Below are 23,475 nucleotides of genomic sequence, written 5' to 3'. Positions count from 1 at the left end.
GGTGGGAGAGGAAATCGTGCCAAAAGTATTGTTGTGCGTGGCGGTGATTGCGTGTTGTTTGGCGGCGTCTGCGCAGGAGTATCCGAAGAGCGATGTGTTTGTCGGATTCCAGTACAACAGCTTTGACGCATTCCGGATCCAGCATGTGAGCCTGCTCGGATGGAACGCCCAGTTCACTCACTACCTGAATAAGCCTTTTGGGATTACGGGAGAGGTGACCGGTTCGTATGGCTCGCCCACAGTGGGCGGAGTTGGCACGAGCCTGCCTACGTACACGTTCATGGTTGGGCCGACGATGCGGGCTCCGCTGGAGAAGAGCACACCGTTTGTGCACGCGCTTTTCGGTGCGGCGCACATGAGCAACACGAAGGGCACATACAGCAGCACGGGATTCGCAATGGCGCTCGGAGGAGGGTTCGACAGGCAGGTGTCAAAGAGCGTCGATTGGAGAATCGTGCAAGTCGATTATCTGGTAACGAAGCTGAAAGATGCGACAGGCTCCGGGAACGGCCATCAAGATAACTTCCGCCTCGCGACGGGGATAGTCTTCAAATTCTAATGTGGACTCGATAAGCAATATCCAGCTATTCAAGAACCTATTCTTCAGCAGGGCCCCTGATTCCTGTCTATAATTCATGCAGTGATTTGTGTGGGAACATTCGCGCCAGGAATCCTGCTTACTCGATAAAGACATGGTCGCGTGTCTTCGCCGGAAATTGCGCGCCGAGGTGAAGGGATGAAGCTGCTGGAAAGCTACATCGATGGACGATTTGTGCGCGGGAAACGGGAGTTCGCCGATATCAACCCGGCGGATGGGTCGGTGGTGGCGCAGGTGAGCGAGGCCAGCGCCGAGATGGTGGACGAGGCTGTTGACGCGGCGCAGAGAGCACTGCAGGGAGAGTGGGGGCGATGCGGGGTTCGCGAGCGCGCGGCGATGCTCTACAAGGTCGCGGATGCGATCGAAAAACGGTTCGATTGCTTTGTCCAGGCGGAAGTTGCGGATACGGGAAAACCAATCGCGCTGGCGTCGCGCTTGGATGTGCCGCGAGGAGCGGCGAACTTCCGGGCCTTCGCGGACCTGATCAAGAGCGCGGGATTGGAATCGTATGAGACGCAGACTTCGGACGGACACCGGGCCCTGAACATCGCGCATCGACGACCGGTTGGGGTGGTCGGAGTCATAACGCCGTGGAACCTGCCGCTGCTCTTGCTGACATGGAAAGTGGCTCCGGCACTGGCGTGCGGAAACGCGGTGGTGGCAAAACCATCCGAGGAGACTCCGGCGACGGCGACGCTGCTGGCGGAAGCGATGCAGGATGCCGGCGTCCCGAAGGGTGTCTTCAACGTGGTGCATGGGTTCGGACCTGATTCGGCGGGTGAGGCACTCGTGAAGCATCCGGGAGTGGACGCGATCACGTTCACGGGAGAGTCGCGAACCGGGGCGGCGATTATGGCGGGATGCGCTCCGTTTGTGCGGCCAGTGTCGTTTGAGTTGGGCGGGAAGAATGCTGCGGTTGTATTCGCCGATTGCGATTTCGAGCAGACCGTAAACGGGTTGAGCGATGCGGTGTTTCTGAATACCGGGCAGGTTTGCCTGTGCGCGGAACGAGTCTATGTCGAGCGATCGATCTTCCCTGCCGTGGTGGATGCGCTGGCGCACAAAGCTGAGAACATGCGAATGGGATGGCCCACCGATGAGAAGACGGATTTCGGGCCGCTGATCTCGGCGCAACATCGTGAGAAGGTTCTGTCGTATTACAAATTGGCGCGTGAAGAGGGCGCGACAGTTGTGACGGGCGGAGGAGTTCCGGAGTTTGGAGATGGCCGAGCTAGAGGCTGCTATGTCGAGCCGACGATTCTGACCGGGCTGCGGGAGTCGGCGCGCTGCGTAAAGGAAGAGATCTTCGGGCCGGTGTGTCACGTTGCACTGTTCGATACCGAAGAAGAAGCGATTGCACTGGCGAATGATACGGAATATGGACTGGCGGCGTCGGTGTGGACGACGAATTTGGCGCGGGCACATCGGGTGGCGCCGCAGATGAAGGCCGGCATCACCTGGGTGAACTGCTGGTTTCTGCGCGATTTGCGAACGCCGTTCGGGGGCGCTGGACTGTCGGGAATCGGTCGTGAGGGTGGAATGCATTCCCTGAATTTTTATTCAGAGTTAAATAACGTCTGCATGAAGTTTTGAGGAGTGAATGGATACAAAGGTAGTTGCAGGGAAAGCGACGCCCCGGGGAAAGTATCCGCACATTAAGCGCGCTGGCGATTTTCTGTTCGTTTCCGGTACGAGTTCGCGGCGCGCGGACAACACGATTGCAGGTGCAGACGTGGACGCGATGGGCACGACGAAGCTCGATATTCGGGCGCAGACACGTGCGGTGATTGAGAACGTGCGCGACATTCTTGCGAGTGCCGGCGCGAGTTTGCAGGACGTGGTCGAGATCACGACATACCTGGTCAATATGAACGATTTTGCGGGATACAACGAAGTCTACGGCGAGTATTTCGACTACAACGGGCCTGCGCGGACGACGGTCGCCGTGCATCAGTTGCCGCATCCGCATCTGCTGATTGAGATCAGGGCCATGGCATACAAGAAAACGAAAGAGTGATTGACGATTTTCACATTGAACGATTGGAAAGCCAAATGACGAATGCCGAATTTCGGAAGTACGAATAAGCTGCACGGTCGCCCGTCGGTCCTCAATTCGTCATTCCGTCATTCATCCTTCACTCGTCAATGTAGAAAATCGTCAATCGTTATTTTGAATACGGACGGGACCCAAATGGAGGAACGAGATGCCATCGATATCGACGCTGAAAGCGTTCAACCTGCAAGGATGGATTGATCAGAATCGTGAGAAGTTGAAGCCGCCGGTGGGCAACGCGCAGGTATGGGAAGACGGAGAGTTCATGGTTACCGTCGTGGGCGGCCCGAACCAGCGGCGGGATTATCACGACGACCCGACGGAAGAATTCTTCTATCAACTCAAGGGAGACATCAAGTTGCGCGTCATCGAGAAACCTGGACAACCGCCGGTCGATATTCCGATCCGCGAGGGCGAGGTTTTTCTGCTGCCGAAGCACATGCGGCACTCGCCGCAGCGCCCGGCGGAGACGATCGGGATGGTGATCGAGATGCCGCGCCCCGAGGGTGAACTCGATGCCTTCGAGTGGTATTGCCCGAATTGTCATAACCGCGTGCATCGGGCGGAGTTGAGGCTCAAGAGCATCGTTCGCGACCTGCCGCCAATTTTTGAGCGGTTCAACAGCGACGAGGAATTGCGCCGCTGCAAACATTGCGGAACCGTGCATCCAACTCGATAGAACATGCCAACGATCGACATTCACACGCACTTTTTTCCGGAGACCTGGCCGGACCTTGCCGAGCGTTTCGGCACACCGAATTGGCCGTGGATCCAGCACACGGAACGGGGCAAGGCCGTCATCATGCTGGGTGACCGCGAGTTTCGGCATATCTACTCGGCTTGTTGGGATCCCGAGAAGCGCCTGGAAGAGATGGACCGCGACGGCGTGGACATCCAGATCATCTCGGCGACGCCGGTGCTCTTCTCATATGGAGCGTGCGCGGAGCACGGGTTGGATTGCGCGAAGATCTTCAATGACGCGGGACTGGAGTTGTGCGCGCGCGGCAGAGGTCGGCTGAAGTCGCTGTGCCAGGTGCCGTTGCAGGATATCGACGCGGCCTGCAAAGAGCTGACGCGATGCATGAGGGCTGGGCATCTCGGAGTGCATATTGGAAATCACGTTGGGGAGAAAAACCTCGACGATCAGGGCATTCTGACGTTTTTGCATCACTGCGCGGATGAGGGTGCGGCGGTGCTGGTGCATCCGTGGGACATGATGGGACGCGAGCGGATGCCGAATTACATGATGCCGTGGACGGTGGCGATGCCGGCAGAGACTCAACTCGCAATCGTAACGATGATACTGAGCGGTGCGTTCGACCGGCTGCCGAAGAACTTGAGAATCTGCTTCGCGCATGGTGGCGGGAGCTTCGCATTCCTGCTGGGACGACTGGAGAATGCGTGGTCGCATCACCCGCTAGCGCGCGGGAAGTCAGAATATTCGCCCAGACATTACCTGGACCGGTTCTATGTCGATTCGGCGGTGTTCGACGACGCGACACTTCAGTTTCTTGTAAGTGTGATGGGTGAGGACCACGTCGTGCTCGGATCGGATTATCCCTTCCCGCTCGGCGAAGAACGTATTGGGAGCTTGATCCGGCGAAGTGGATTGAACGAGGAAACGAAGTCGAAGCTGCTGTATCGGAACGCGGCGAAGTTTCTGGGGTTGACGTCGGGCAATATTCCCAAAGCTGACGAAAGACCCACATCTGCGGAAAGCGCGCAGATGTGCGGCACCGAAAGTGCTGGGTGCCCGGTGGCGCATTCGTCGGGCGATGGTCAAGACAGGGACAAGCTGACGTACAGCTCGTACCTGAAGATCCCCGAGTTGCTTAGCCTGCAGCACATGCTTTCGGAGCCGCCTCGGCACGACGAACTGCTATTCATCATCATTCACCAGACGTACGAATTGTGGTTCAAGGAGTTGCTGCACGACCTGGAAGCGGTAGTGCGCTGCCTGCAGGCGGTATCGAGAAACGTGAAGTCGCGCGACGAGGTGTATGAAGCAGCGCGACTGCTGCGGAGATGCACGGAGATCATGCGGGTGATCGTCACGCAGTTCACGATTTTGGAGACGATGCTGCCGACGCACTTCCTGGCGTTTCGGGAGAAACTGGCACCAGCGAGCGGATTCCAGTCCGCACAGTTTCGCGAGATCGAGTTCCTCTGCGGGTTGCAGGACGCGAAGATGCTTCGGCATCATGGGGACATACCACAGGAACACGCGAAGCTGGAGCGCAGGCTGCACGGACCTTCGCTGCACGATGTGCTGTTTGAGGCCCTGCGGGCAATTGGCAAACTGCGACCGTATGCGCCGCAGATGGGCGAACGGGAGCGGTTCGAGGCGCGCGCAGCGGCGATCCGCGATCTGTACGAGAACGAGCAGCACTATCGCGACTGGATCGACGTGTGCGAGCGGCTCACCGAGTTTGACGAACTGGTAGTCAGCTGGCGGCTGCGGCATATACAAATGGTGGAGCGAACGATCGGAGCGAAGTTCGGAACCGGCGGAAGCGAGGGCGCGTCGTATCTGAGGACGACGCTGGACAAGAAATTCTTTCCTGAGCTTTGGGAGGCGCGCACAATGCTGCGCCCGCCCGAATAAGCGATTTTCTGAACTCAGTTGAACGAATGAGAACAGAGTGTGGCCGCGAGAGGAATCCAGATCCCTCGACTTCGGTCGCGAGCGCGCCAACACCGGCGCGCAAGGAGAGATCGCGGCCTTCGCTCGGGATGACGAGTTTGCATTTTGAATGTGATGGAAGATGGCGAACAAACAAAGGATCACGCTGATTGGCTCGGGGCTCACGGGGCCGCTGCTCGCGATTGAACTGCTGCGGCGCGGGTACGAGGTCGAGCTATACGAACGACGGCCGGACATGCGGCAAGTGCACATCAGCGCGGGCCGTTCGATCAATCTTGCAATTTCGACGCGCGGAATTCACGCTCTGCAACAGGCCGGGTTGTGGGAGAAGATGCAGAGCATCATCGTTCAGATGCGGGGGCGGATGATGCATTCGGTCTCGGGCGAGTTGACGTTCCAGCCGTACGGAAAGGACGAGACCGAGGTCATCAACTCGATTTCGCGGGCGGAGATGAACATCGCGTTGATGAATGCGGCGGACGAGCAAGGAGTGCGGATTCATTTCCAGCAGCGGTGCACAGGATTCGATTTGCGGAGCGGCGCGGTGCATCTGCGAGATGAAGAGACCGGCGAGGAACAGACGCTGGAAACCGATTTGGTGATTGGGGCGGACGGGGCGGCCTCGGCGATAAGGACTGAGATGTTGAAGCTGCATCGATTCAACTTTTCGCAGCAATATCTCGATTACGGGTACAAAGAGCTGACGATTCCAGCGGCAGCGGATGGGCGACACGCGATGGAACCGAATGCGTTGCACATCTGGCCACGCGGGAACTACATGCTGATTGCGCTGCCGAATATTGACGGGACGTATGGGTGCATCCTGTTTCTTCCGTTTGAAGGCAAGGACAGCTTCGAGGAGCTGGATTCGGAGCAGAAGGTGGCGCGGTTCTTCCATGAGCGGTTTCCGGATGCAGTGCCGCTAATGCCGCAGCTGACGGAAAATTTCTTTGCGAACCCGACGGGCGCGATGGTGACGGTGAAGTGTTCGCCCTGGCATGTGGATGGAAGAGCGCTGCTGCTGGGCGACGCGGCGCATGCGATCGTTCCGTTTTTTGGGCAGGGATTAAATGCAGGGTTCGAGGATTGCACTGTGCTGCTGCAATTACTGGACCGGCACGGGCCGCAGTGGCGGCAGGTATTCGAAGAGTTTGAGCGGGCACGCAAGATGAATACGGATGCGATCGCGGATCTTGCGGTGGAGAACTTTGTCGAAATGCGGGATCGCGTGGCCGACCCGCGATTCTTGTTCAAGAAGAAGGTGGAACTGGCGCTGGAGGCGAAGTATCCGGGCGTGTTCGTGCCGAAATACGCTATGGTGACTTTCCACCGCGTGCCGTATTCGGTGGCGGAGAAGCGAGGAAAGATCCAGGACCGGATGCTGGCCAAGTTGTGCGATGGGATCGAGCGGATTGAGGATCTCGACTGGAAGAAGGCCGACGACTTGGTGCGTCGCGATCTGACGCCGCTGGAAGAGGAACGATGAGCATAGCTTTTAGAGCCGATGCTGCTTTTGCGCGCCAGATGGATGAGGGCGATCCACTGGCGAAATATCGCGAACGTTTTCACATTCCGAAGGGGCCGGACGGTGCAGATTGCGTTTATCTGTGTGGCCACTCGCTGGGGCTGCAGCCGAAAACGGTTCGGAGCTATGTCGGGCAGGAGTTGGACGATTGGGCGAAGCTTGGGGTGGAGGCGCACTTTCGCGGGACGCATCCGTGGATGTCCTATCACCGATTGTTGACGGAGCAGACGGCGCGTTTGGTAGGTGCGAAGCCTGTTGAAGTCGTCGTGATGAATTCCCTAACGGTGAACCTGCACCTGATGATGGTTTCGTTTTACCGTCCGACAAAAGAGCGGCACAAGATCGTTGTCGAAGAGAGCGCGTTCCCTTCCGATCAATACGCTGTCAAATCGCAGATTCGGTACCACGGATTGGATTCGGCAAAGTCGCTGGTTGAGTTGAAGCCGCGCGCGGGAGAGCGGGTGCTGCGCGATGAAGACATCGTGGCGCTGATTGAGCGCGAAGGTGATTCGATTGCGCTCGTGATGCTCGGTGGGGTGAATTATTCGTCGGGGCAGTTTTTTGATCTGGAGGCGATCGCTCGCGCGGGGCACGCGAAAGGGTGTGCGGTCGGATTCGACCTGGCGCATGCGGCGGGGAATCTGCCTTTGAAATTACACGATTGGAGTGCTGATTTTGCCGTGTGGTGCAGCTACAAGTATTTGAACGGCGGCCCGGGGTGCATTGCGGGATGCTTTGTGCACGAGCGACATACGCGCGAAGCTTTGCCACGGTTTGCGGGTTGGTGGGGGCACGACCAGGAAACGCGCTTCCAGATGGGCCCGGAATTTCAGGCCGCGCCAGGGGCCGAGGGCTGGCAGGTGAGCAACCCGCCGATATTGACGATGGCGGCCCTGCGGGCTTCGATGGACATTTTTGATGAGGTTGGAATGCAGCGGTTACGTGAGAAGAGCGTTGCGCTGAGCGGGTACCTGGAATTTCTGCTCGATCAGAGGCGCTCGGAGAAGTTTTGGATCATCACACCCCCCGAAGCGGGGCGCCGGGGAGCGCAGTTGTCGATTTGTGTTCCGCGGAACGGGCGTGAGGTTTGCGACCGCCTCACGGAAGCAGGCGTTCTCTGCGACTGGCGAGAGCCGGATATTCTGCGAGTAGCGCCGGCGCCGTTGTACAACACGTTTGCGGATGTGCATGCGTTTGCTGAGAAGTTTGCGACGCTTGTTGGCTAAGACTCGATTCCGAGAAGAGCTTTTACGGTTTTAAGAACAGGACTCCAACCCACTGCCGATTCCGGATCGATCAGGTCGAAATGATTTGCGTCCTTGATTTTGATCAGGATGATGTCCGGTTTGTCCGCTCCACGAGCCTTCAGATACGAATAACTCATTGACATGGGTACGGTGTCGTCCTGATCGCCGTGGATCAGGCAGCGCTGAACGGAAGAGGCGTGCAAACGAGGGTCGGCGGCCTGGTAGATCGAAGGCGTCGCTTCAGGCGTGCCACCGAGAAACTCGACGACGGCGCCATTGCTGAGATTCAGTTTGTAAGCTTGTGGGAGGTCGGCGACGGGAGCTAGAGCAACGACGCCTGCGGGGTGGCGGTCGGCGGCGAGGCGAAGGGCGAGGTGGCCGCCGGCAGAGTGGCCCAGCACGAGGATGCGGTTTCCGAGTTTGTTTCGGGCGGCGTCGAAGCCGGAGAGGACGTCCTCGTAAGTGCCCGGCCAGCCGCCGCCGGGTTCGCCCACACGGCGGTATTCGAGACTGGCAACAGCTATGCCTTCGCGAGCAAGGGCAGAGCAGAAGTGGCTGGCGTGCTGAAGGTCGTAGCGGGCGCGCCAGAAGCCACCATGGATCATCATGGCAGCGCCGCGGGTTTCTTTCTCGGGGAGGAAGAGGTCGATGAAGTGTGAGGGTGCGTCGCCGTAACGGATGCGGTAGTTGGCGGGAACCGGCGGAAGAGATGTGATGTCGCGAGTCATCGGGAAAAGACCCACATCTGCGCAAAGCGCGCAGATGTGGGCACCAACTTCCTACTTATCCCAACTACTTACAAGTTCTCCAGCACGGCCTTCAGGTACTTCCAGAACTCCTCCACCGACGAGATTTCGACGCGCTCATTGGGGCTGTGCGGGCTCTCGATCTGCGGGCCGAAGGAGATCATCTGCATGCCTGGGTATTTTTCACCGATGACGCCGCACTCGAGTCCGGCGTGCATGGCGATAAGCTTCGGCTCGTTGCCGAAGGTCTTCTTGTAAACCTCTTTGCAGGTCTTGACGATGTCGCTGTCGGGCTCGGGCTTCCAGCCGGGATAGCCCTCGTCGTGCTCGACATCGAAGCCGGCGAGGCTGAAGACGGTTTCGACCAGGCGACGGGAGGCGTCGCGACTGGTGGCGATGGCGCTGCGCTGGCTAGTCACGATTTCGACCTGGCCGCTCTTGATGGAGACGGTTGCGAGATTGGTGGAATTCTGCACCAGGCCGGGCACGTCGGGACTCATCGCAAGCACGCCGTGGGGAGCAGCGGCGAGGACGTTGGCGATGCGCTTGGCATCGGATTTATCCATGACCTGCGCCGGCGCAGTGGCGGATTCGACGGTGACCTGGACGCCGGGATCGAAGTTGCCGAGATCGGTCTGGGTTTCGGCGGCGAACTCCGCGATGAGCGCACGCAATTCTTTTTCGCGAGAGGCGTCGAGGACGACGGTGGCCGAGGCTTCGCGAGGAATGGCGTTGTGAGCACTGCCGCCCTTAACATCGGCAATGGCGATGGGAAGTTTCTCTAAAACGCGCTGCAGGGCGTTGCCGAGGATACGAATGGCGTTGCCACGGCCCAGATGAATGTCGACGCCGGAGTGTCCACCTTTGAGACCGGAGACTTTGATGCGATAGGAGTTGCCGGCAGGGGCGGGCTGCAAGTTGATTTTGAGTCGTGCGGTTGTGTTCACGCCGCCAGAGCAGCCGATGCAGAGTGTTCCCTTTTCCTCGTTGTCGAGGTTGAGGAAATACTTGGACTTGAGCATGCCTTTGGCGAAACGGGTCGCGCCGGTCAGGCCGGTTTCCTCGTCGATGGTGTAGACGAATTCGAGCGGACCGTGGGCGATGTCGGTGCTCTCCATGACGGCGAGCGAGGCGGCTACACCGACGCCATTGTCGGAGCCGAGCGTCGTGCCGTCGGCGTAGAGCCAACCGTCGCGGCGAACGACGCGAATCGGATCTTTGGAGAAGTCGTGAGGTGTTCCCTCGTTCTTCTCGCAGACCATGTCGAGGTGGCCCTGCAGGAGCGCTGGCGTGGCATTCTCACGGCCTTTGCAGGCGGGCTTACGCACGACGACATTTCCGGCATCGTCTACCTGCGTCTGCAGGCCGAGCTTTTTGGCCTGGTCGAGGATGTACTGCCGGGCGGCGGCTTCGTTGCCGGAGGCGCGGGGAATCTTGGTGAGGGCTTCGAAATGCTTCCAGACTGCTTTGGGTTCCAATTCAGATAACACGGACATTAGGGCTCTCCTTCCAGAGTGCCAATATCGTAACAGGCGGCTTTGATATTGTAGAAATACAAGTCAGAGGGTAGAGGCAAGGGGTAAACGCTAACCGCGGATTTACGCGGATTGGACGCGGATCAAAGGCGGGCATGAAAACCAGCTTTTTTGAACTTTTCAAGATTGGGATTGGGCCTTCGAGTTCGCACACGGTGGGGCCGATGCGGGCCGCGCGGGCGTTTGCTACTGCGCTGGCTCGTCACGGAAAACTGGAACCTACGGCACGCGTGCGGGCCGAGCTTTATGGCTCACTGGCGCTCACCGGAAAGGGACACGGTACGGACCGGGCGGTCATTCTCGGGCTGATGGGCGAAGCGCCGGACGAGATCGATCCGGCATCCATCGATCACAAGTTCGGTGCGGTGCGACAGTCGGGCTCGCTGCGGCTGGCGGAAGCGAAGGACATTCCCTTCACCGAGGTCGATGACCTGATTTTCCATAAAGACAAGATTCTGGCAGGACACTCGAACGGGATGCGGTTTACCGCGCTGGATTCCGCCGGCGAACCGATCGCCACCGATGTTTATTACTCGGTGGGTGGTGGCTTCATTCAGAAAGAAGGTGAGGCCGCGACGGCAAACGATGCGCAGCGCGATGTCTCATTTCCCTTCTCGAGCGCGGAAGACCTGCTTCGCATCGGCGATAATCACGGGATTGCGATCTGGGAGATCGCGCTCGCCAACGAAATGTCATGGCGTCCGGAGAGCGAGGTTCGTGCGTACGTTGAGCGCGTTTGGCAAACGATGGAAGACTGCCTGGAGCGTGGAATCAATACGGAAGGCATTCTCCCGGGCGGCTTGAAGGTGCGGCGGCGCGCTCCGGGACTGTACAAAAAACTCTCGTTACAGGTGAGCAACGATCCCCTGGCGCCAATGGACTGGGTGAATACGTTCGCGATGGCGGTGAACGAAGAAAATGCCGCAGGCGGACGAGTGGTAACCGCGCCTACAAACGGCGCGGCGGGGATCGTCCCGGCTGTGGGACATTATTATTTGCGCTTCGTGCCGGAAGCCTCTGATGAGGGTATCTTCCGTTACCTGCTGACAGCGGGGGCCATCGGAATTCTCTACAAGGAGAATGCGTCGATCTCGGGTGCTGAAGTCGGGTGCCAGGGAGAGGTCGGGGTGGCGTGCTCGATGGCGGCGGGAGGACTCGTCGCGGCACTTGGCGGCAACAACCGGCAGGTGGAGTACGCGGCCGAGATCGGAATGGAACATAACCTCGGCATGACTTGCGATCCGATCGGTGGACTGGTGCAGATACCGTGCATCGAGCGCAACGCGATGGGTGCCGTGAAGGCAATCAATGCGTGCCGGATCGCTATGCGCGAAACCGGAGAGCACAAGGTGTCGCTCGACCAGGTGATCCAGACGATGTATCAGACGGGGCTGGATATGCAATCGCGATACAAGGAGACGTCGCTGGCAGGGCTCGCGCTGAATGTGATCGAGTGCTGAGATCGCGCGATCAGGCCCTCGTGCCAATTCGCGGGCCCTTGGCACGATTCCTAAAATGCACCATCTGAGCCAATAGTTTTGACGCGAATTGCCGGAAAGACCGTGCCTGACAGGCGAATTGGTGACACAATTCTGACGCGGAATCCGAACGAAATTGGGGGCTCGTTATGCACTCACCGGGGGAGCCGGCGGGGGATTTATCACAAACGCTGAAAAAGCTGACTTACCTTGAGCGGCGCGGTTGGTGGAGTTTGGCCACTGCGCTAGTCATCATATTCGCGCTGACAACCGGGGTCACCATGCTTTCGCGCGGAGCTGCGCGGGACGGCGTTTATGGCGCGAGGCAATTTGAACTGGCGATTCGCGGGCTGTGGCCGATCGTTATCATCTTCGCGATCTTTGCTGTTCGGCAGCAGGCCAGTGTTACGAAACTGCGGCAGGAACTGGCGTTGAGAATCGGAATGATGGCGACTATCGAAGTTCTCAGAGCGCCGACGGCGCAGGCAATCCTCGACCGGCAAAACCGACGGCGCGTGCAGCGCTACTTTTTTGATCAGCGAATCAAAGTGAAGATCGATGGCGAGATGATATCGGGTCGGATCCGGGATATTAGCGGTATTGGGGTCGGCGTGGTCATTCCGAAATCACTGCCAGCGGACACGCGGGCTGCCGTCGAGTTCAGTGCCGGCGAGGGCGACTCCAAGATCATCGCAACCGACGTGGTTCTGCGGCACTCGCACGGTTTCTATCACGGTTTCGAGTTCGTCAATTTGCCAGCGGAATACGCGGAGAGCCTGAAGGCAGCGTGCAAGGTAGCGATCGACATTGCCGAAAACGCCACGGTATAAGAGGTAATTCACGAAAGGCACAATGGAGCACGGTGGCGTGTTCGACTTTGTGCTCGTTGTTCGCGGTTTCAGTATTTTGGGACTGTCGGGTCTACCTGTTCTGACCACGCCAGAATTCCGCCAGCCAGGTTCTTCACTTTTCCAAAACCCGCCTTCTGCAGGAAATCCACGGCTTTTCCGCTACGCACACCGCTCTTGCAATGGGCAACGATTTCGCGGCTGGTCTCCAGTTCACTCACACGCTTGGGCAGATCGCCGAGCGGAATCAGGTAGCCGCCGATGTTGCAGATCTGGTATTCGTGCGGCTCGCGGACGTCGAGGACGAAGATGTCTTCGCCGGCATCAAGGCGGCGTTTGAGTTCCTGCGGCTGGATTTCGGGAATGTTCACCTCGACCGGTTTTTCTTCGCCGCGAATTCCGCAGAACTCGTTGTAATCGATGAGTTGGTGAAGGGTCGGGTGCTCGCCGCAGACAGGGCAATCCTTGTCTTTGCGCAGCTTGAGTTCGCGGAAGCGCATGGCGAGCGCATCGACGAGCAAGAGACGACCGATTAGCGGTTCACCGGAGCCGAGGATGAGCTTGATGACTTCCGTCGCCTGGATGACGCCGAGCAGGCCGGGAAGAATTCCGAGCACTCCGCCTTCCGCACACGATGGAACGAGGCCGGGCGGTGGCGGTTCAGGATACAGGCAGCGGTAGCACGGACCTTCTTCGGTGGCGAAAACGCTCGCTTGACCTTCGAAGCGGAAGATCGATGCGTAAACATTGGGCTTGCCGGTAAGCACGCAAGCGTCGTTCACGAGATAGCGCGTCGGGAAATTGTCGGTGCCGTCGGCGATGATGTCAAAGTCGCTGAAGATATCGAGGGCGTTTGCACTAGTCAGCCTGGTTCCGAATTTGCGAATGTTGATGTACGGGTTGATCGCCTTCAGCTTCTCTTCGGCGGAGTCGAGTTTGGGGCGGCCGACGTCGCCCTGGGTATGGATGATCTGGCGCTGGAGATTCGTGAAGTCGACGACATCGAAGTCCACGAGGCCGAGCGTGCCGACCCCGGCGGCGGCGAGATAGAGCGCGAGCGGAGAACCCAAGCCCCCGGCACCAATACACAGTACGTGCGCGGCCTTGAGCTTCTGCTGACCTTCCATGCCGACCTCGGGCATGATGAGATGGCGCGAATAGCGGAGGATCTCGTCATTGCTGAGGCTGGGAGTTCGTGTGGCTTCCAGGTTCATGGGACCTCTATTTCAGTTTGCTGGGAACAGGCAGCACAATCGCAAGGGTGTCCGTGTCTCGATATGATGCGCAGCCACAGGCAGCGGATTCAGACGAAAGCCCGCAAGCGAGTCGCCATTTGCTAAACCCCACCCTTGCAGAAGCTACGATGGGTCGTCAGAAACAACCATCTCTTCGTCTTCGAAGTATCGATCATCGTCGGCACCCGAGAGACGGAAGGAATTCGTGGCAGTTGCGCGGCCGTGATCGACGCTCGTGATTACGTAGGAGCAGCCCGTTGAATGGGCTTCGGCGAGGTCGGTTTGCGACCAGCGCGCGGGGTGGTCGGGGTGTGAGTGGTAAAAGCCGACGATGTCTACGCCGGTATTGAGGGCCTTGCGCTGGATGGTCATCAGTTCGCGAGGATCGATAGCGTAGCGGTTCTGCGGAGAGTCGGTGCGCGTGTTGCCGCAGCGCGCGATCCCGGTCACGGTGATGATGCCGTCGGGTTCAATTGCACCGAGCAGCGCCCCGCAGCATTCATGCGGGTAGGTCTGTTCGCCATGCTGGCGAAGGGCTTCCCAAATGGACTTTTGGATCTTCAGCATAGTTCCGTCACGAACCCGTTTCCGCGGCTCCAAACATCTCCCTGGAAGTTTGCACAATGATCTTCGGCAGTTCCTCGGCGTTTTTCCTGGACAGCAATTCATGTCCGGCATTTTCGATTTCCAGGAGCCTAGTTTTTGCGGGGATGAGTTTCAGTGCTTTGCTGATTTCGCTGTGGGTTGCGAAGCCGTCGCGCGCACCGTGGACGAACAGCGCCGGAGTCCGAAGGCGGGGGAAGTGCTCGGTCCGCAACTGTTCCGGGTTTTTCGGCGGATGCAGCGGGTAGGAAAGCAGGAGCAGTCCTTCGACGAGGCCGGGCTCCGAGGTGAGCAGCAATGTTGCCTGGCGCCCGCCGTAGGAGTGTCCGCCCGCGAACACCCGACCAGGAACGTGCTTTCTCAATGCCTCGATAGCTCGTCTTAATCCCAGCTGATCGCGTTCGGCGCTGCCGCGGACTGGCGGTCCGTGGGGACGCAGCTGTCGGAATGGTAGATCGCAACGAAGTACGCCGAATCCCGCTTCGCAAAATGCCCGGGAGATTGCCACGAGTAGCTGTGACTGGCAGTTCGCGCCAGCGCCGTGTGTCAGGACGAGCCCGTAGCCTGTGGAAATTTCCGGGATGTGAAGAAATCCGCGGACGTTAATTCCGTCCGATGGATTTTCCGTGAATTCGCGAACTGAGCAGCCATTCATTAGACTGACTCCCGGGTCAGTATAGACGCGATTTCGCGGCCACTGCTGCTGCCGAAATTATCCCCAGTTAAAAAATCGCTCAAGCAAAACAAGATTTGCGTGGGGCAGTCGGGGCAGAAGGTGGGGCCCCGATGTGATATTTTCGGGTTCCGCAAAAAAATCGTCAGATTGTGTCAATTTTTCTGGTGCTGGTTCGTCATAGTAATGACACGGAAGGTTCCGGATGGGAGATTTCGCCCGCTGTTGAAACTCCCCGAGGGCTTTGTGCGTAAGGGTTCTTGTGGGAGAAGGATGGTGAGAAGTTTCGAATCCAATCCCACTTTAGTGAAATCTGATATTTGACTCCAGATTTTGACGTGGGGACTTCCAGCGCTCCGCCGACCAAAATCTTTGTACGGGTGAAGCCGGCGATGAGTGATCGTTAGTAGATACCGAACAAATTGAGAACAGACGCAAGCGCGCTGAGCACAGCGGGCGTTGCGGGTGGCTGGGGGTGATCCAGCTGCAAGAGGCGACTTGTGCGCCAAATTTCAGGTTGAGGTCGAACAGTATGTTAAAGCGCATGTTGTTGATGTTGGCAATTGTAGTTGTCGTGCTGGTATCGCTTGGGTACTTCAAAACGCGACAGATACAGGCTGCAATCAAGGAGCACTCGTTCGCGCCGCCACCGGAGGCCGTGACGACCGTTCTGGCCAAGGAAGCGACCTGGCCGACGACCATGACAGTTGTGGGCTCGATGGAAGCGGTTCATGGGGTGACGGTAAGCGCCGATCTTCCAGGCACAGTGAGCGTGATTCATTTCGACTCCGGACGCATGGTGCAGAAGGGCGAGATTCTCGCCGAGCTTGATACACGGCAGGAGCGCGCGCAACTGGCGGCGATGGAAGCGCAGCGCGATCTGGCAAAGGTGAACCATGCGCGCTATCTGCAATTGATGAACGAAGGTGTCATTTCGAAGATGGACTATGACAAGGCGATGGCAGATGATCGCCAGACCGAAGCGAATGTCAACGAGATCCGCGCAACCATCGATCGCAAGACCATTCGCGCGCCGTTTTCCGGTGTGTTGGGAATTCGCCAGGCGAATCTCGGCCAGTACCTGGCAGCCGGACAGGCGATTGTTCCGCTGCAATCGCTGAATCCGATCTATGTGAACTTCAGCGTGCCCCAGCAGGTACTGGGGCAGGTGCGCGTCGGGCAGGCCATCCAGTTCAAGACCGACAGCCTGCCCGGACGGACTTTCAGGGGCAAGATCAACGCAATAAATTCGGTAATCGATCCGGCCACTCGCAATGTCGAGGTACAGGCGACGGTCGGCAATGCCGATGGAAAGCTGCACCCGGGGATGTTTACGCAGGTTGAGGTCGGCGTCGGCGGCAATGCTTCGGTAATTCCGCTACCGGCTTCCGCGATCAACTACGCGCCGTTCGGGGATTCGGTCTACATCGTCGAGCAGATGAAAGGCCCCGACGGAAAGTCGTACCAGGGAGTGCGACAGCAATTCGTCAAGGTGCGGGGCTCGCGCGGCGACCAGGTTGGCGTCGTCGAGGGGGTCAAGCCGGGAGAACAGATTGTGACCTCCGGCGGTTTCAAACTGCGTAACGGCGCGGCGATCGCAGTGAACAACACGGTCCAGCCGTCCGATAGCCCGGCCCCACGGCCCGAGGATAACTAAATGAAGTTTACGGACCTGTTCATAAAGAGACCCGTACTGTCGATCGTTGTCAGCCTGGTGATCCTGATTGCCGGGTTGCAGTCGATCCGCTCGCTAAGCGTGCGCCAGTACCCGCGGAGCGATATCGCGGTGGTCCAGGTGTCGACCGTGTATGTGGGCGCGAACGCCGACCTGGTGCGCGGATTCATCACGACTCCGCTGGAGCGCGTGATTGCAAGCGCCGACGGCATCGACTACATGGAGTCGTCGAGCACGCAGGGACTGAGCACGATCACAGTCCACCTGAAGCTCAATTACGACACTAACGCGGCGCTCACGCAGATTCAGTCGAAGGTGGCGCAGGTTCGCAATGACCTTCCACCGGAGGCCGAGGCTCCGGTCATCGACTTGCAAACCGCGGATACACAATTTGCCGCGATGTACATCGGGTTTTCGTCGTCGGATCTCGACCAGAACCAGATCACGGATTACCTGACACGCGTGGTTCAGCCAAAGCTGAGCGCGATCAGCGGCGTGCAGCGCGCCGACATCCAGGGTAAGCGCACATTCGCGATGCGCATCTGGCTGAAGCCGGACCGCATGGCCGCACTCGGAATTTCGCCCTCGATGGTGTGGAACTCGCTGGCGAACAATAACTACCTGTCGGCGCTCGGCAGGACGAAGGGCACCATGGTTTCCGTGAACCTGGTGGCCAACACCGACCTCCGCACCGCGGACGACTTCAAGAACCTGGTGGTGAAGCAGGACAACGGCACCGTGGTGCGGCTCGGCGAAATTGCCGACGTTGCGCTTGGGGCCGAGAGCTATGACGACGACGTTCGCTTCAATGGCGAAGGCGCGACGTTCATTGGAATCTGGGTGCTGCCGACGGCGAACTCGCTCGACGTGATCAAGCGCGTTCGCGACGAGATTCCGGAGATTCGGGCACAACTTCCGGCGGGTATGAAGGTTGGGATTCCGTACGACTCGACGGCGTACATCCAGGACGCGATCCACGAGGTGCTGAGAACCCTGACCGAGACGCTGATCATCGTGATCATCGTCATATTCCTGTTCCTCGGCTCTTTCCGATCGGTGCTGATACCGATTGTAGCGATTCCCATTTCGCTCATCGGCGCTGTCTTCCTGATGTTGCTGGCGGGATTCACGATCAACCTGCTGACACTGCTGGCGATCGTGCTTTCGGTCGGACTCGTCGTTGACGATGCGATCGTAATGGTGGAGAACGTGGAACGCCACCTGCACGAGGGCAAGACTCCGTTCAAGGCCGCGATTGATGCGGCTCGCGAACTGGTTGGCCCAATCATCGCCATGACGATCACGCTGGCGGCGGTGTACGCGCCGGTGGGCATCCAAGGCGGGTTGACCGGGGCTCTGTTCCGGGAGTTCGCGTTCACGCTGGCGGGCGCGGTCATCGTGTCGGGCATCGTCGCGCTGACGCTATCGCCAATGATGGGTTCGAGGCTACTGCGCCAGGGAGACACCGAACGCGGCTTCGCCGGATTCGTGAACCGGCGGTTCGAAAATGTTCGGCACTGGTACCACCGCGCGCTGTCACGCACGCTGCAGTACCGACCGGTGGTGCTTACGCTGTGGCTGATCGTGGCGGCGCTGATGATTCCCTTCTACCTGTTTTCGCAGAAGGAACTGGCGCCCACGGAAGACCAGGGCGTGGTATTCGGTGTGATCCAGGCTTCGCCCAACGCCACGCTGGATCAGACGAAGATGTTCTCGAAGCAGGTTTACGACGTGTATCACTCGTTCCCTGAGGCGCAGAGTATCTTCCAGATCACGAACCCGAATGGGGGGTTTGGTGGCATGGTCACGAAACCCTGGAGCGAACGCAAGAAGACGACGCAGCAACTGCTGCTCGAGTCGACTGGGCCGCTCTCGAAGATCGCTGGAATTCGCGTGATTCCGCTTACCCCGCCACCGCTTCCGGGCGGCGGAAATTTCCCTGTCGACTTCGTAATCTGCTCGTCGGCGGAACCGAAGCAACTGGAGGCCTTCGCGAATCAACTGGTCGCGAAAGCGTTCAAGAGCGGAATGTTCATTTACGCTGACTCGGACTTGAAATACGACCAGCCGCAGACCGAAGTCGTCTTCGATCGCGACAAGTTGCGTTCCGAGGGCGTCGATCTGAGCCAGGTAGGCAAGGATCTCTCGACGATGCTGGGCGGAAATTACGTCAACCGCTTCAGCATCCAGGGTCAGAGTTACAAGGTCATCCCACAGGTGAAGCGCGTGGATCGACTCACGCCCGAGCAGCTGTCGCAAATTTACGTGACAGGCGCGAACGGTAATCTCGTTCCTCTCTCGACATTCGCGACGCTGAAAACTACGGCGGAGCCGCGCTCGCTGAACAAATTCCAGCAGTTGAACGCGGTGCGAATCCAGGGCGTGATTCCGCCCGGTGTTTCGCTGGACTCGGCATTGACGTACCTCGAGACGCAGGCGAAGCAGATTCTGCCGAAGGGATACACGATCGACTACGCGGGCGAATCGCGACAGCTCAAGACGGAGGGCAGCAAGTTTCTCGGCGTCTTCCTGCTGTCGGCAGTGCTGATTTACCTGGTACTGGCGGCACAATTCGAGAGCTTCCGCGATCCCTTCATCATCCTGGCCGGCTCGGTGCCCCTGGCAATTTCGGGCGCGTTGCTGTTCTCGTTCCTCGGAATGACGACGCTGAACATATATAGCCAGGTTGGACTGATCACGCTGGTGGGGTTAGTGTCGAAAAACGGCATTCTGATCGTGGAGTTTGCAAACCACCTGCAGACGACTGGCAAAGACAAGATCGCCGCAGTAATCGAAGCCGCTTCGACACGACTGCGACCGATTTTGATGACGACGGCGGCAACGATCGTCGGGCACTTCCCTCTTGTGCTGGCGAAGGGTCCGGGGGCCGGAGCGCGAAACAGTATCGGCATCATGCTGGTGACCGGAATGTTCATTGGCACGATCTTTACGCTATTCGTGGTGCCGTCCATCTACGTGCTGGTGGCGCGAAAGCATACTTCTCTGGCGGTGGTGGACGGTGAAGAAGAAAGCGACGAGGTGCTCGCAGAGGCTGCCTCGTAACGACGACTCCGCCCTGGCGAAGCCAGGACGCGGCACCCAGAAAGCTATTCGCAGGTGATGAGGCCGCGCGACAAGCGCGGCCCTTTTTTATTTTGCGGAAGCGGCTGCGGTTTTCCTTTGCAGCATCCCCAACTCGTACATGAACTCCAGCGTTACGCCGTTGGTCCAGCCGAAGCCTACGACGTTCTGCTTGTAGCCGGCAGTCACGTTTGCTTCTGATGTCTGCGTTTCGACGTTGTACTTCTCGCGGATTGTGCCTTCGCGGGCGAAGTTCTGCTCGACTGTGCTGACCCATTCGCGTGCAGCGCGGTTTGCGTCGGAGCTGTCCCCATAAAGGCGCATTCCCTCGACCCCCATCAGTTGCAGTGGGGCCCAACCGTAGGGCGCGTCCCACTGAACACCCGTCACGTAGGGACTCGTCAGCAATCCACCTTTGCGCTCAAACTGTTTCAGGTTTGAGATGACGGCTTTCGCCTGCTGCGGGGTCGCGAGTCCTGCCCAGAGCGGGTAAAAGGTGGTCATGTATTCATAGGTCGACCGAGTTTTATTAACGAAATCGTAGTCGAAAAACATGCCCTTCGAGGCATCCCACATGTACCGCGTCATGAACTCCTTGCGGCCTTGCGCGCGTTGCCGCCATTCTTTCGCTTCGGCAGCCCTACCCAGAATGGTCGCAATTTTTTCCAAATCGGTTTCCGCCTTGTACAGGAGGCTGTTCAAACAGACCGGAGCGAAGTGGTGCGTCTCGGCGCCGAACGGACCGAAGCGGAAACTGATATCGAAGCCGGATTCTCGCATCGCGCGGTCGCCCTTGTAATAGTCGGCGGTAAACTTCATTTCCGGCGACTTGGTGCAACCGACCTCGTCCTGCTCACAGGCCTGGAAAGTGAATGAAGGTCCGTCAAGCGCCACTGCGGTCTCCTTCGCAGCTACTTTCAGATACTTCCCACGCTCGGGCAGCGCCTGCATGTGCGTGAACACGTCGCGATAGTAGGGGTCGTACATGTCCGCGATCTCAGGCACGGGACCGTGGCCATAGTCGTAATAGCGCGAGAGGCCAGTGTCGCCAGCTAGGTGCCGGCTGTTGGTCCAGAGATCGTAGTCGCGCTGAATGTACGGGTAGGACTTCTCCAGCCATGCGCGTTTCGCGGTATCCGGGAGCGCATCATTGACGGCCATCACCATCGAACTCAGGAATGGCGGTTGCGAGCGGGTGAGAAAGTACGTACGGTTCGCGTTCAGGATGGAACCATAGTGGTTGATTTCGAAGAAGAAGTTCTCAACCATTCCCTGTGCGAGCTTTACGCGTCCGGCGCGAAGCAGGCCGCGAATGATGAAGTAGCTGTCCCAGCCATACATCTCGTTGAAGAAACCGCCGGGAACGACGTAAGGGTTCGGCAAATAGAGTACGCCCTGTCCTGGGAGCTTCTCCGGATCGACCTCGCCAGGAGCGGTGATTCTCTCCGGAAGGTGCTCGATGCTGACGTGGCAGCGCTCGCCGAGTTCCTTGATCGCGTCGGTTTCCGGAAAGTCCGCAGGGAGATACATGAGCGAGTGTTCGGGAACGCGCTTGTCAATGATCGTTTCACAATGAGTCATGGACCGCGTCAGGGTGTCCCACGATTGGTCGATGTAGGCAGCGACATTGGACGCAGAAGCGTCCTCCTGCTGGGCAAGACCGGTGCAAGTTGTGAAGAGAACTACAGCTAAAAGAAGAAGCGCAGAAATCCTGGTCTTCAAAGGACGGCCCTCGTGAAAACTAATGGAGGTCGAGGATAGTTGCCGGAGGCGGGGAAATGCAAATGCGCTATTCCTCGGGTCCTGGCTCGAAGTCGTGTGCGCAACCCTGGCAGTAATAGCGCCCGCCAATCTCTTCCACGCGCATATTCGGCCGCTCGAAAGGCGTCAGGGAATCCGGCATGCGTACAACCTTGCTTGTTGAACCACAGGAAGGACAGGGGGGAACGCCGACCTCGTGTTTTGGTGGGAAACTGCCTCGCATGACGCACCTCCGAAATCGTGCGATCGGACGATCGGGCCATCGGGCCATCCTAAGCAGTTCAACGGCTCGATGGCACGATTTTTACACCGCGATTGTAGCCAGCGCACGCTTGTCGGTCTTGCCGGTGGCGGTTCGGGGCAGAGCTTCCAATATTGTGAAGCTGCGTGGAACCTTGAAGGGCTCCAGCATTTCGCGACATGCCGCACGCAAAGAGTTCTCGTTCTGGCTCGCACCGGCTTTCAGCTGCACATACGCTTGCAAGCGCGAACCATGCTTCTCATCTGGGAAGGCCAGGACGGCAACTTCTTCTACTCCGGCGATGTTCTCGACGGCAGTTTCGACCTCTGCCGGGTATACCTTTTCGCCGGAAACCTTCACGAGGTCGTCGGCTCGCCCGACCAGGTGTAAATAACCATCGGCATCGAAGAATCCTCGGTCGCCGGTGTGCAGTAAGCGGTTGCGGATCTTGTTCGCGGTGGATTGCGCATCATTATGATAGCCAAGCATGATCGACGAGCCTTCGACGCAGACTTCGCCGATTTCGGCTGCCGGAAGGACGGCGTCGTTTTCATCGCGGATCGTGACCTTGACATTCGGCAGCGGCTTGCCAACCGAGCCGAAACGATTTGTCTCCGGGACATTAAGCGAGATTACGGGAGAGACTTCGGTCGCGCCGTATCCTTGCACGATTGTCTTGTGAAACCGCTGCTCGAACTCCAGGGCAACCTGCTCGGGAAGACGCTCGCCCCCGGCAATGGCCAGCCAAATGGAACTGAGGTCAGCGGGCACAGGCTCCTTCGTCAGCAGTCGATACTGGTTCGGCACCGCGATGAGACAGGTGACTCGAAGTTTCTCGATCGTTTGCAGGATCTGGCGAGGCACGAATTTTTCGATGACGACGGTGGAACCCGTGGTCAGAGGCAGCAACAGGGTGACGGTCAAGCCGTAGGCGTGGAACAGCGGCAGGACGGCCAGCATAATCTGGTTGCCGTCGAAGCCGGTCGCATCGCTGCACCCCTTGGCGTTGTCGAGAATGTTGCGCTCGCTGAGTTCGACGGTCTTAGGCATCCCCGTCGTGCCGGACGTAAAGAGAAACACAGCCGCTTCGCGTTTTCGCTCCGCGATGCGGACACTGGCGGGATCGGATGATTCCGTTCCTTCGTACAACCAGCACGGGATCCCGGCTTCCACGAGGCGCGGCACAAACTCTTCCGAGGTGATCACCAGTCCGGCCCCGACACTCGCCACCATCAGTTTCAGGATTTGCGGCGGAGCAAGGGTTGGAAGCACCGTAACCGTCTTCCCTGCCCACAATGCACCCAGGAACGCAGGCGCGAAAGCAAGCGAGTTGGGAATCAGCAAGGCGACTGTGTCTCCCGGGACTCGTTGCGCAATGGCTTGAGCCGTGGCGGCGATTTGAGATTCCAGTTGTCGGTAGGTGACGATCTGATCGCCGGAGATCAAAGCTGGTTTGTCAGGATGTTGGGCGGCGGCAGCTCGGAACGCGGAAACAATGGCGCTGGTGGGCATAAGAATCCAGTGAAGCAGAA

At 58.6% G+C, this 23,475-nt stretch carries 18 protein-coding genes; 11 read left to right on the top strand and 7 right to left on the bottom strand.

Annotation, left to right across the window (positions count from 1 at the left end):
* The first annotated feature begins 16 nt into the window (after positions 1-16).
* From ROO76_06075 to kynU, 7 genes are all read left to right on the top strand, one after another.
* On the top strand, positions 17-559 hold the full coding sequence (locus ROO76_06075; GenBank protein ID MDT8067719.1) for an outer membrane beta-barrel protein: 543 nt from the start codon (positions 17-19) through the stop codon (positions 557-559).
* A 177-nt stretch (positions 560-736) separates the two neighbouring features.
* Positions 737-2,191 (top strand): 2-hydroxymuconic semialdehyde dehydrogenase, encoded by a 1,455-nt coding sequence (locus ROO76_06070; GenBank protein ID MDT8067718.1) that lies wholly within the window; start codon positions 737-739, stop codon positions 2,189-2,191.
* 7 nt (positions 2,192-2,198) lie between these two features.
* On the top strand, positions 2,199-2,615 hold the full coding sequence (locus ROO76_06065) for a RidA family protein (GenBank protein ID MDT8067717.1): 417 nt from the start codon (positions 2,199-2,201) through the stop codon (positions 2,613-2,615).
* Positions 2,616-2,802: 187 nt separating this feature from the next.
* Entirely contained in the window at positions 2,803-3,330 is a 528-nt protein-coding gene (locus ROO76_06060; GenBank protein ID MDT8067716.1) for a 3-hydroxyanthranilate 3,4-dioxygenase, read from the top strand.
* Between the two features lie 3 nt (positions 3,331-3,333).
* Complete coding sequence (locus ROO76_06055) at positions 3,334-5,256, top strand: tryptophan 2,3-dioxygenase family protein (GenBank protein ID MDT8067715.1); 1,923 nt, start codon at positions 3,334-3,336, stop codon at positions 5,254-5,256.
* Between the two features lie 160 nt (positions 5,257-5,416).
* Complete coding sequence (locus tag ROO76_06050) at positions 5,417-6,781, top strand: NAD(P)/FAD-dependent oxidoreductase (protein MDT8067714.1); 1,365 nt, start codon at positions 5,417-5,419, stop codon at positions 6,779-6,781.
* Positions 6,778-8,046 (top strand): kynureninase, encoded by a 1,269-nt coding sequence (gene kynU, locus ROO76_06045; GenBank protein ID MDT8067713.1) that lies wholly within the window; start codon positions 6,778-6,780, stop codon positions 8,044-8,046. The genes ROO76_06050 and kynU overlap by 4 nt, the downstream gene beginning before the upstream one ends.
* Here the strand turns inward: kynU and ROO76_06040 are convergent.
* Together ROO76_06040 and ROO76_06035 are read right to left on the bottom strand one after the other, a co-directional pair.
* Positions 8,043-8,795: an alpha/beta hydrolase gene (locus tag ROO76_06040; GenBank protein ID MDT8067712.1), complete on the bottom strand. Its 753-nt coding sequence runs from the start codon at positions 8,793-8,795 to the stop codon at positions 8,043-8,045. The genes kynU and ROO76_06040 overlap by 4 nt on opposite strands.
* A gap of 68 nt (positions 8,796-8,863) precedes the next feature.
* Positions 8,864-10,309: an aminoacyl-histidine dipeptidase gene (locus tag ROO76_06035; GenBank protein MDT8067711.1), complete on the bottom strand. Its 1,446-nt coding sequence runs from the start codon at positions 10,307-10,309 to the stop codon at positions 8,864-8,866.
* A gap of 134 nt (positions 10,310-10,443) precedes the next feature.
* Between ROO76_06035 and ROO76_06030 the strand changes: the two genes are divergently transcribed.
* Both ROO76_06030 and ROO76_06025 read left to right on the top strand, forming a co-directional pair.
* A complete protein-coding gene (locus ROO76_06030) occupies positions 10,444-11,808 on the top strand; it encodes an L-serine ammonia-lyase (GenBank protein ID MDT8067710.1) in 1,365 nt (454 codons plus the stop codon).
* Between the two features lie 167 nt (positions 11,809-11,975).
* Positions 11,976-12,656 carry a PilZ domain-containing protein gene (locus ROO76_06025; protein MDT8067709.1) on the top strand — a complete coding sequence of 227 codons (681 nt, stop codon included), beginning with the start codon at positions 11,976-11,978 and terminating at the stop codon, positions 12,654-12,656.
* Between the two features lie 68 nt (positions 12,657-12,724).
* On the opposite strand, the gene moeB is transcribed toward ROO76_06025, so the two are convergent.
* The 3 genes from moeB to ROO76_06010 all read right to left on the bottom strand — a co-directional run bounded on the left by moeB (position 12,725) and on the right by ROO76_06010 (position 15,167).
* Positions 12,725-13,888: a molybdopterin-synthase adenylyltransferase MoeB gene (gene moeB, locus ROO76_06020; GenBank protein ID MDT8067708.1), complete on the bottom strand. Its 1,164-nt coding sequence runs from the start codon at positions 13,886-13,888 to the stop codon at positions 12,725-12,727.
* Between the two features lie 144 nt (positions 13,889-14,032).
* Positions 14,033-14,476: a M67 family metallopeptidase gene (locus ROO76_06015; GenBank protein MDT8067707.1), complete on the bottom strand. Its 444-nt coding sequence runs from the start codon at positions 14,474-14,476 to the stop codon at positions 14,033-14,035.
* A gap of 7 nt (positions 14,477-14,483) precedes the next feature.
* Positions 14,484-15,167 carry an alpha/beta family hydrolase gene (locus ROO76_06010; protein ID MDT8067706.1) on the bottom strand — a complete coding sequence of 228 codons (684 nt, stop codon included), beginning with the start codon at positions 15,165-15,167 and terminating at the stop codon, positions 14,484-14,486.
* Positions 15,168-15,717: 550 nt separating this feature from the next.
* On the opposite strand from ROO76_06010, the gene ROO76_06005 reads away from it, so the two are divergent.
* Positions 15,718-16,842 (top strand): efflux RND transporter periplasmic adaptor subunit, encoded by a 1,125-nt coding sequence (locus ROO76_06005; GenBank protein ID MDT8067705.1) that lies wholly within the window; start codon positions 15,718-15,720, stop codon positions 16,840-16,842.
* Complete coding sequence (locus ROO76_06000; GenBank protein ID MDT8067704.1) at positions 16,843-19,923, top strand: efflux RND transporter permease subunit; 3,081 nt, start codon at positions 16,843-16,845, stop codon at positions 19,921-19,923.
* 87 nt (positions 19,924-20,010) lie between these two features.
* On the opposite strand, the gene ROO76_05995 is transcribed toward ROO76_06000, so the two are convergent.
* Together ROO76_05995 and ROO76_05990 are read right to left on the bottom strand one after the other, a co-directional pair.
* On the bottom strand, positions 20,011-21,663 hold the full coding sequence (locus ROO76_05995; GenBank protein MDT8067703.1) for a trehalase family glycosidase: 1,653 nt from the start codon (positions 21,661-21,663) through the stop codon (positions 20,011-20,013).
* A 343-nt stretch (positions 21,664-22,006) separates the two neighbouring features.
* Complete coding sequence (locus ROO76_05990; protein MDT8067702.1) at positions 22,007-23,455, bottom strand: AMP-binding protein; 1,449 nt, start codon at positions 23,453-23,455, stop codon at positions 22,007-22,009.
* Positions 23,456-23,475 lie beyond the last annotated feature (20 nt).

This window comes from Terriglobia bacterium (assembly GCA_032252755.1).
Classification (GTDB): Bacteria; Acidobacteriota; Terriglobia; order Terriglobales; family Acidobacteriaceae; genus JAVUPY01.
Note: the sequence above shows the minus strand (reverse complement) of the source record. Positions and strands in the feature narration are given on the sequence as shown.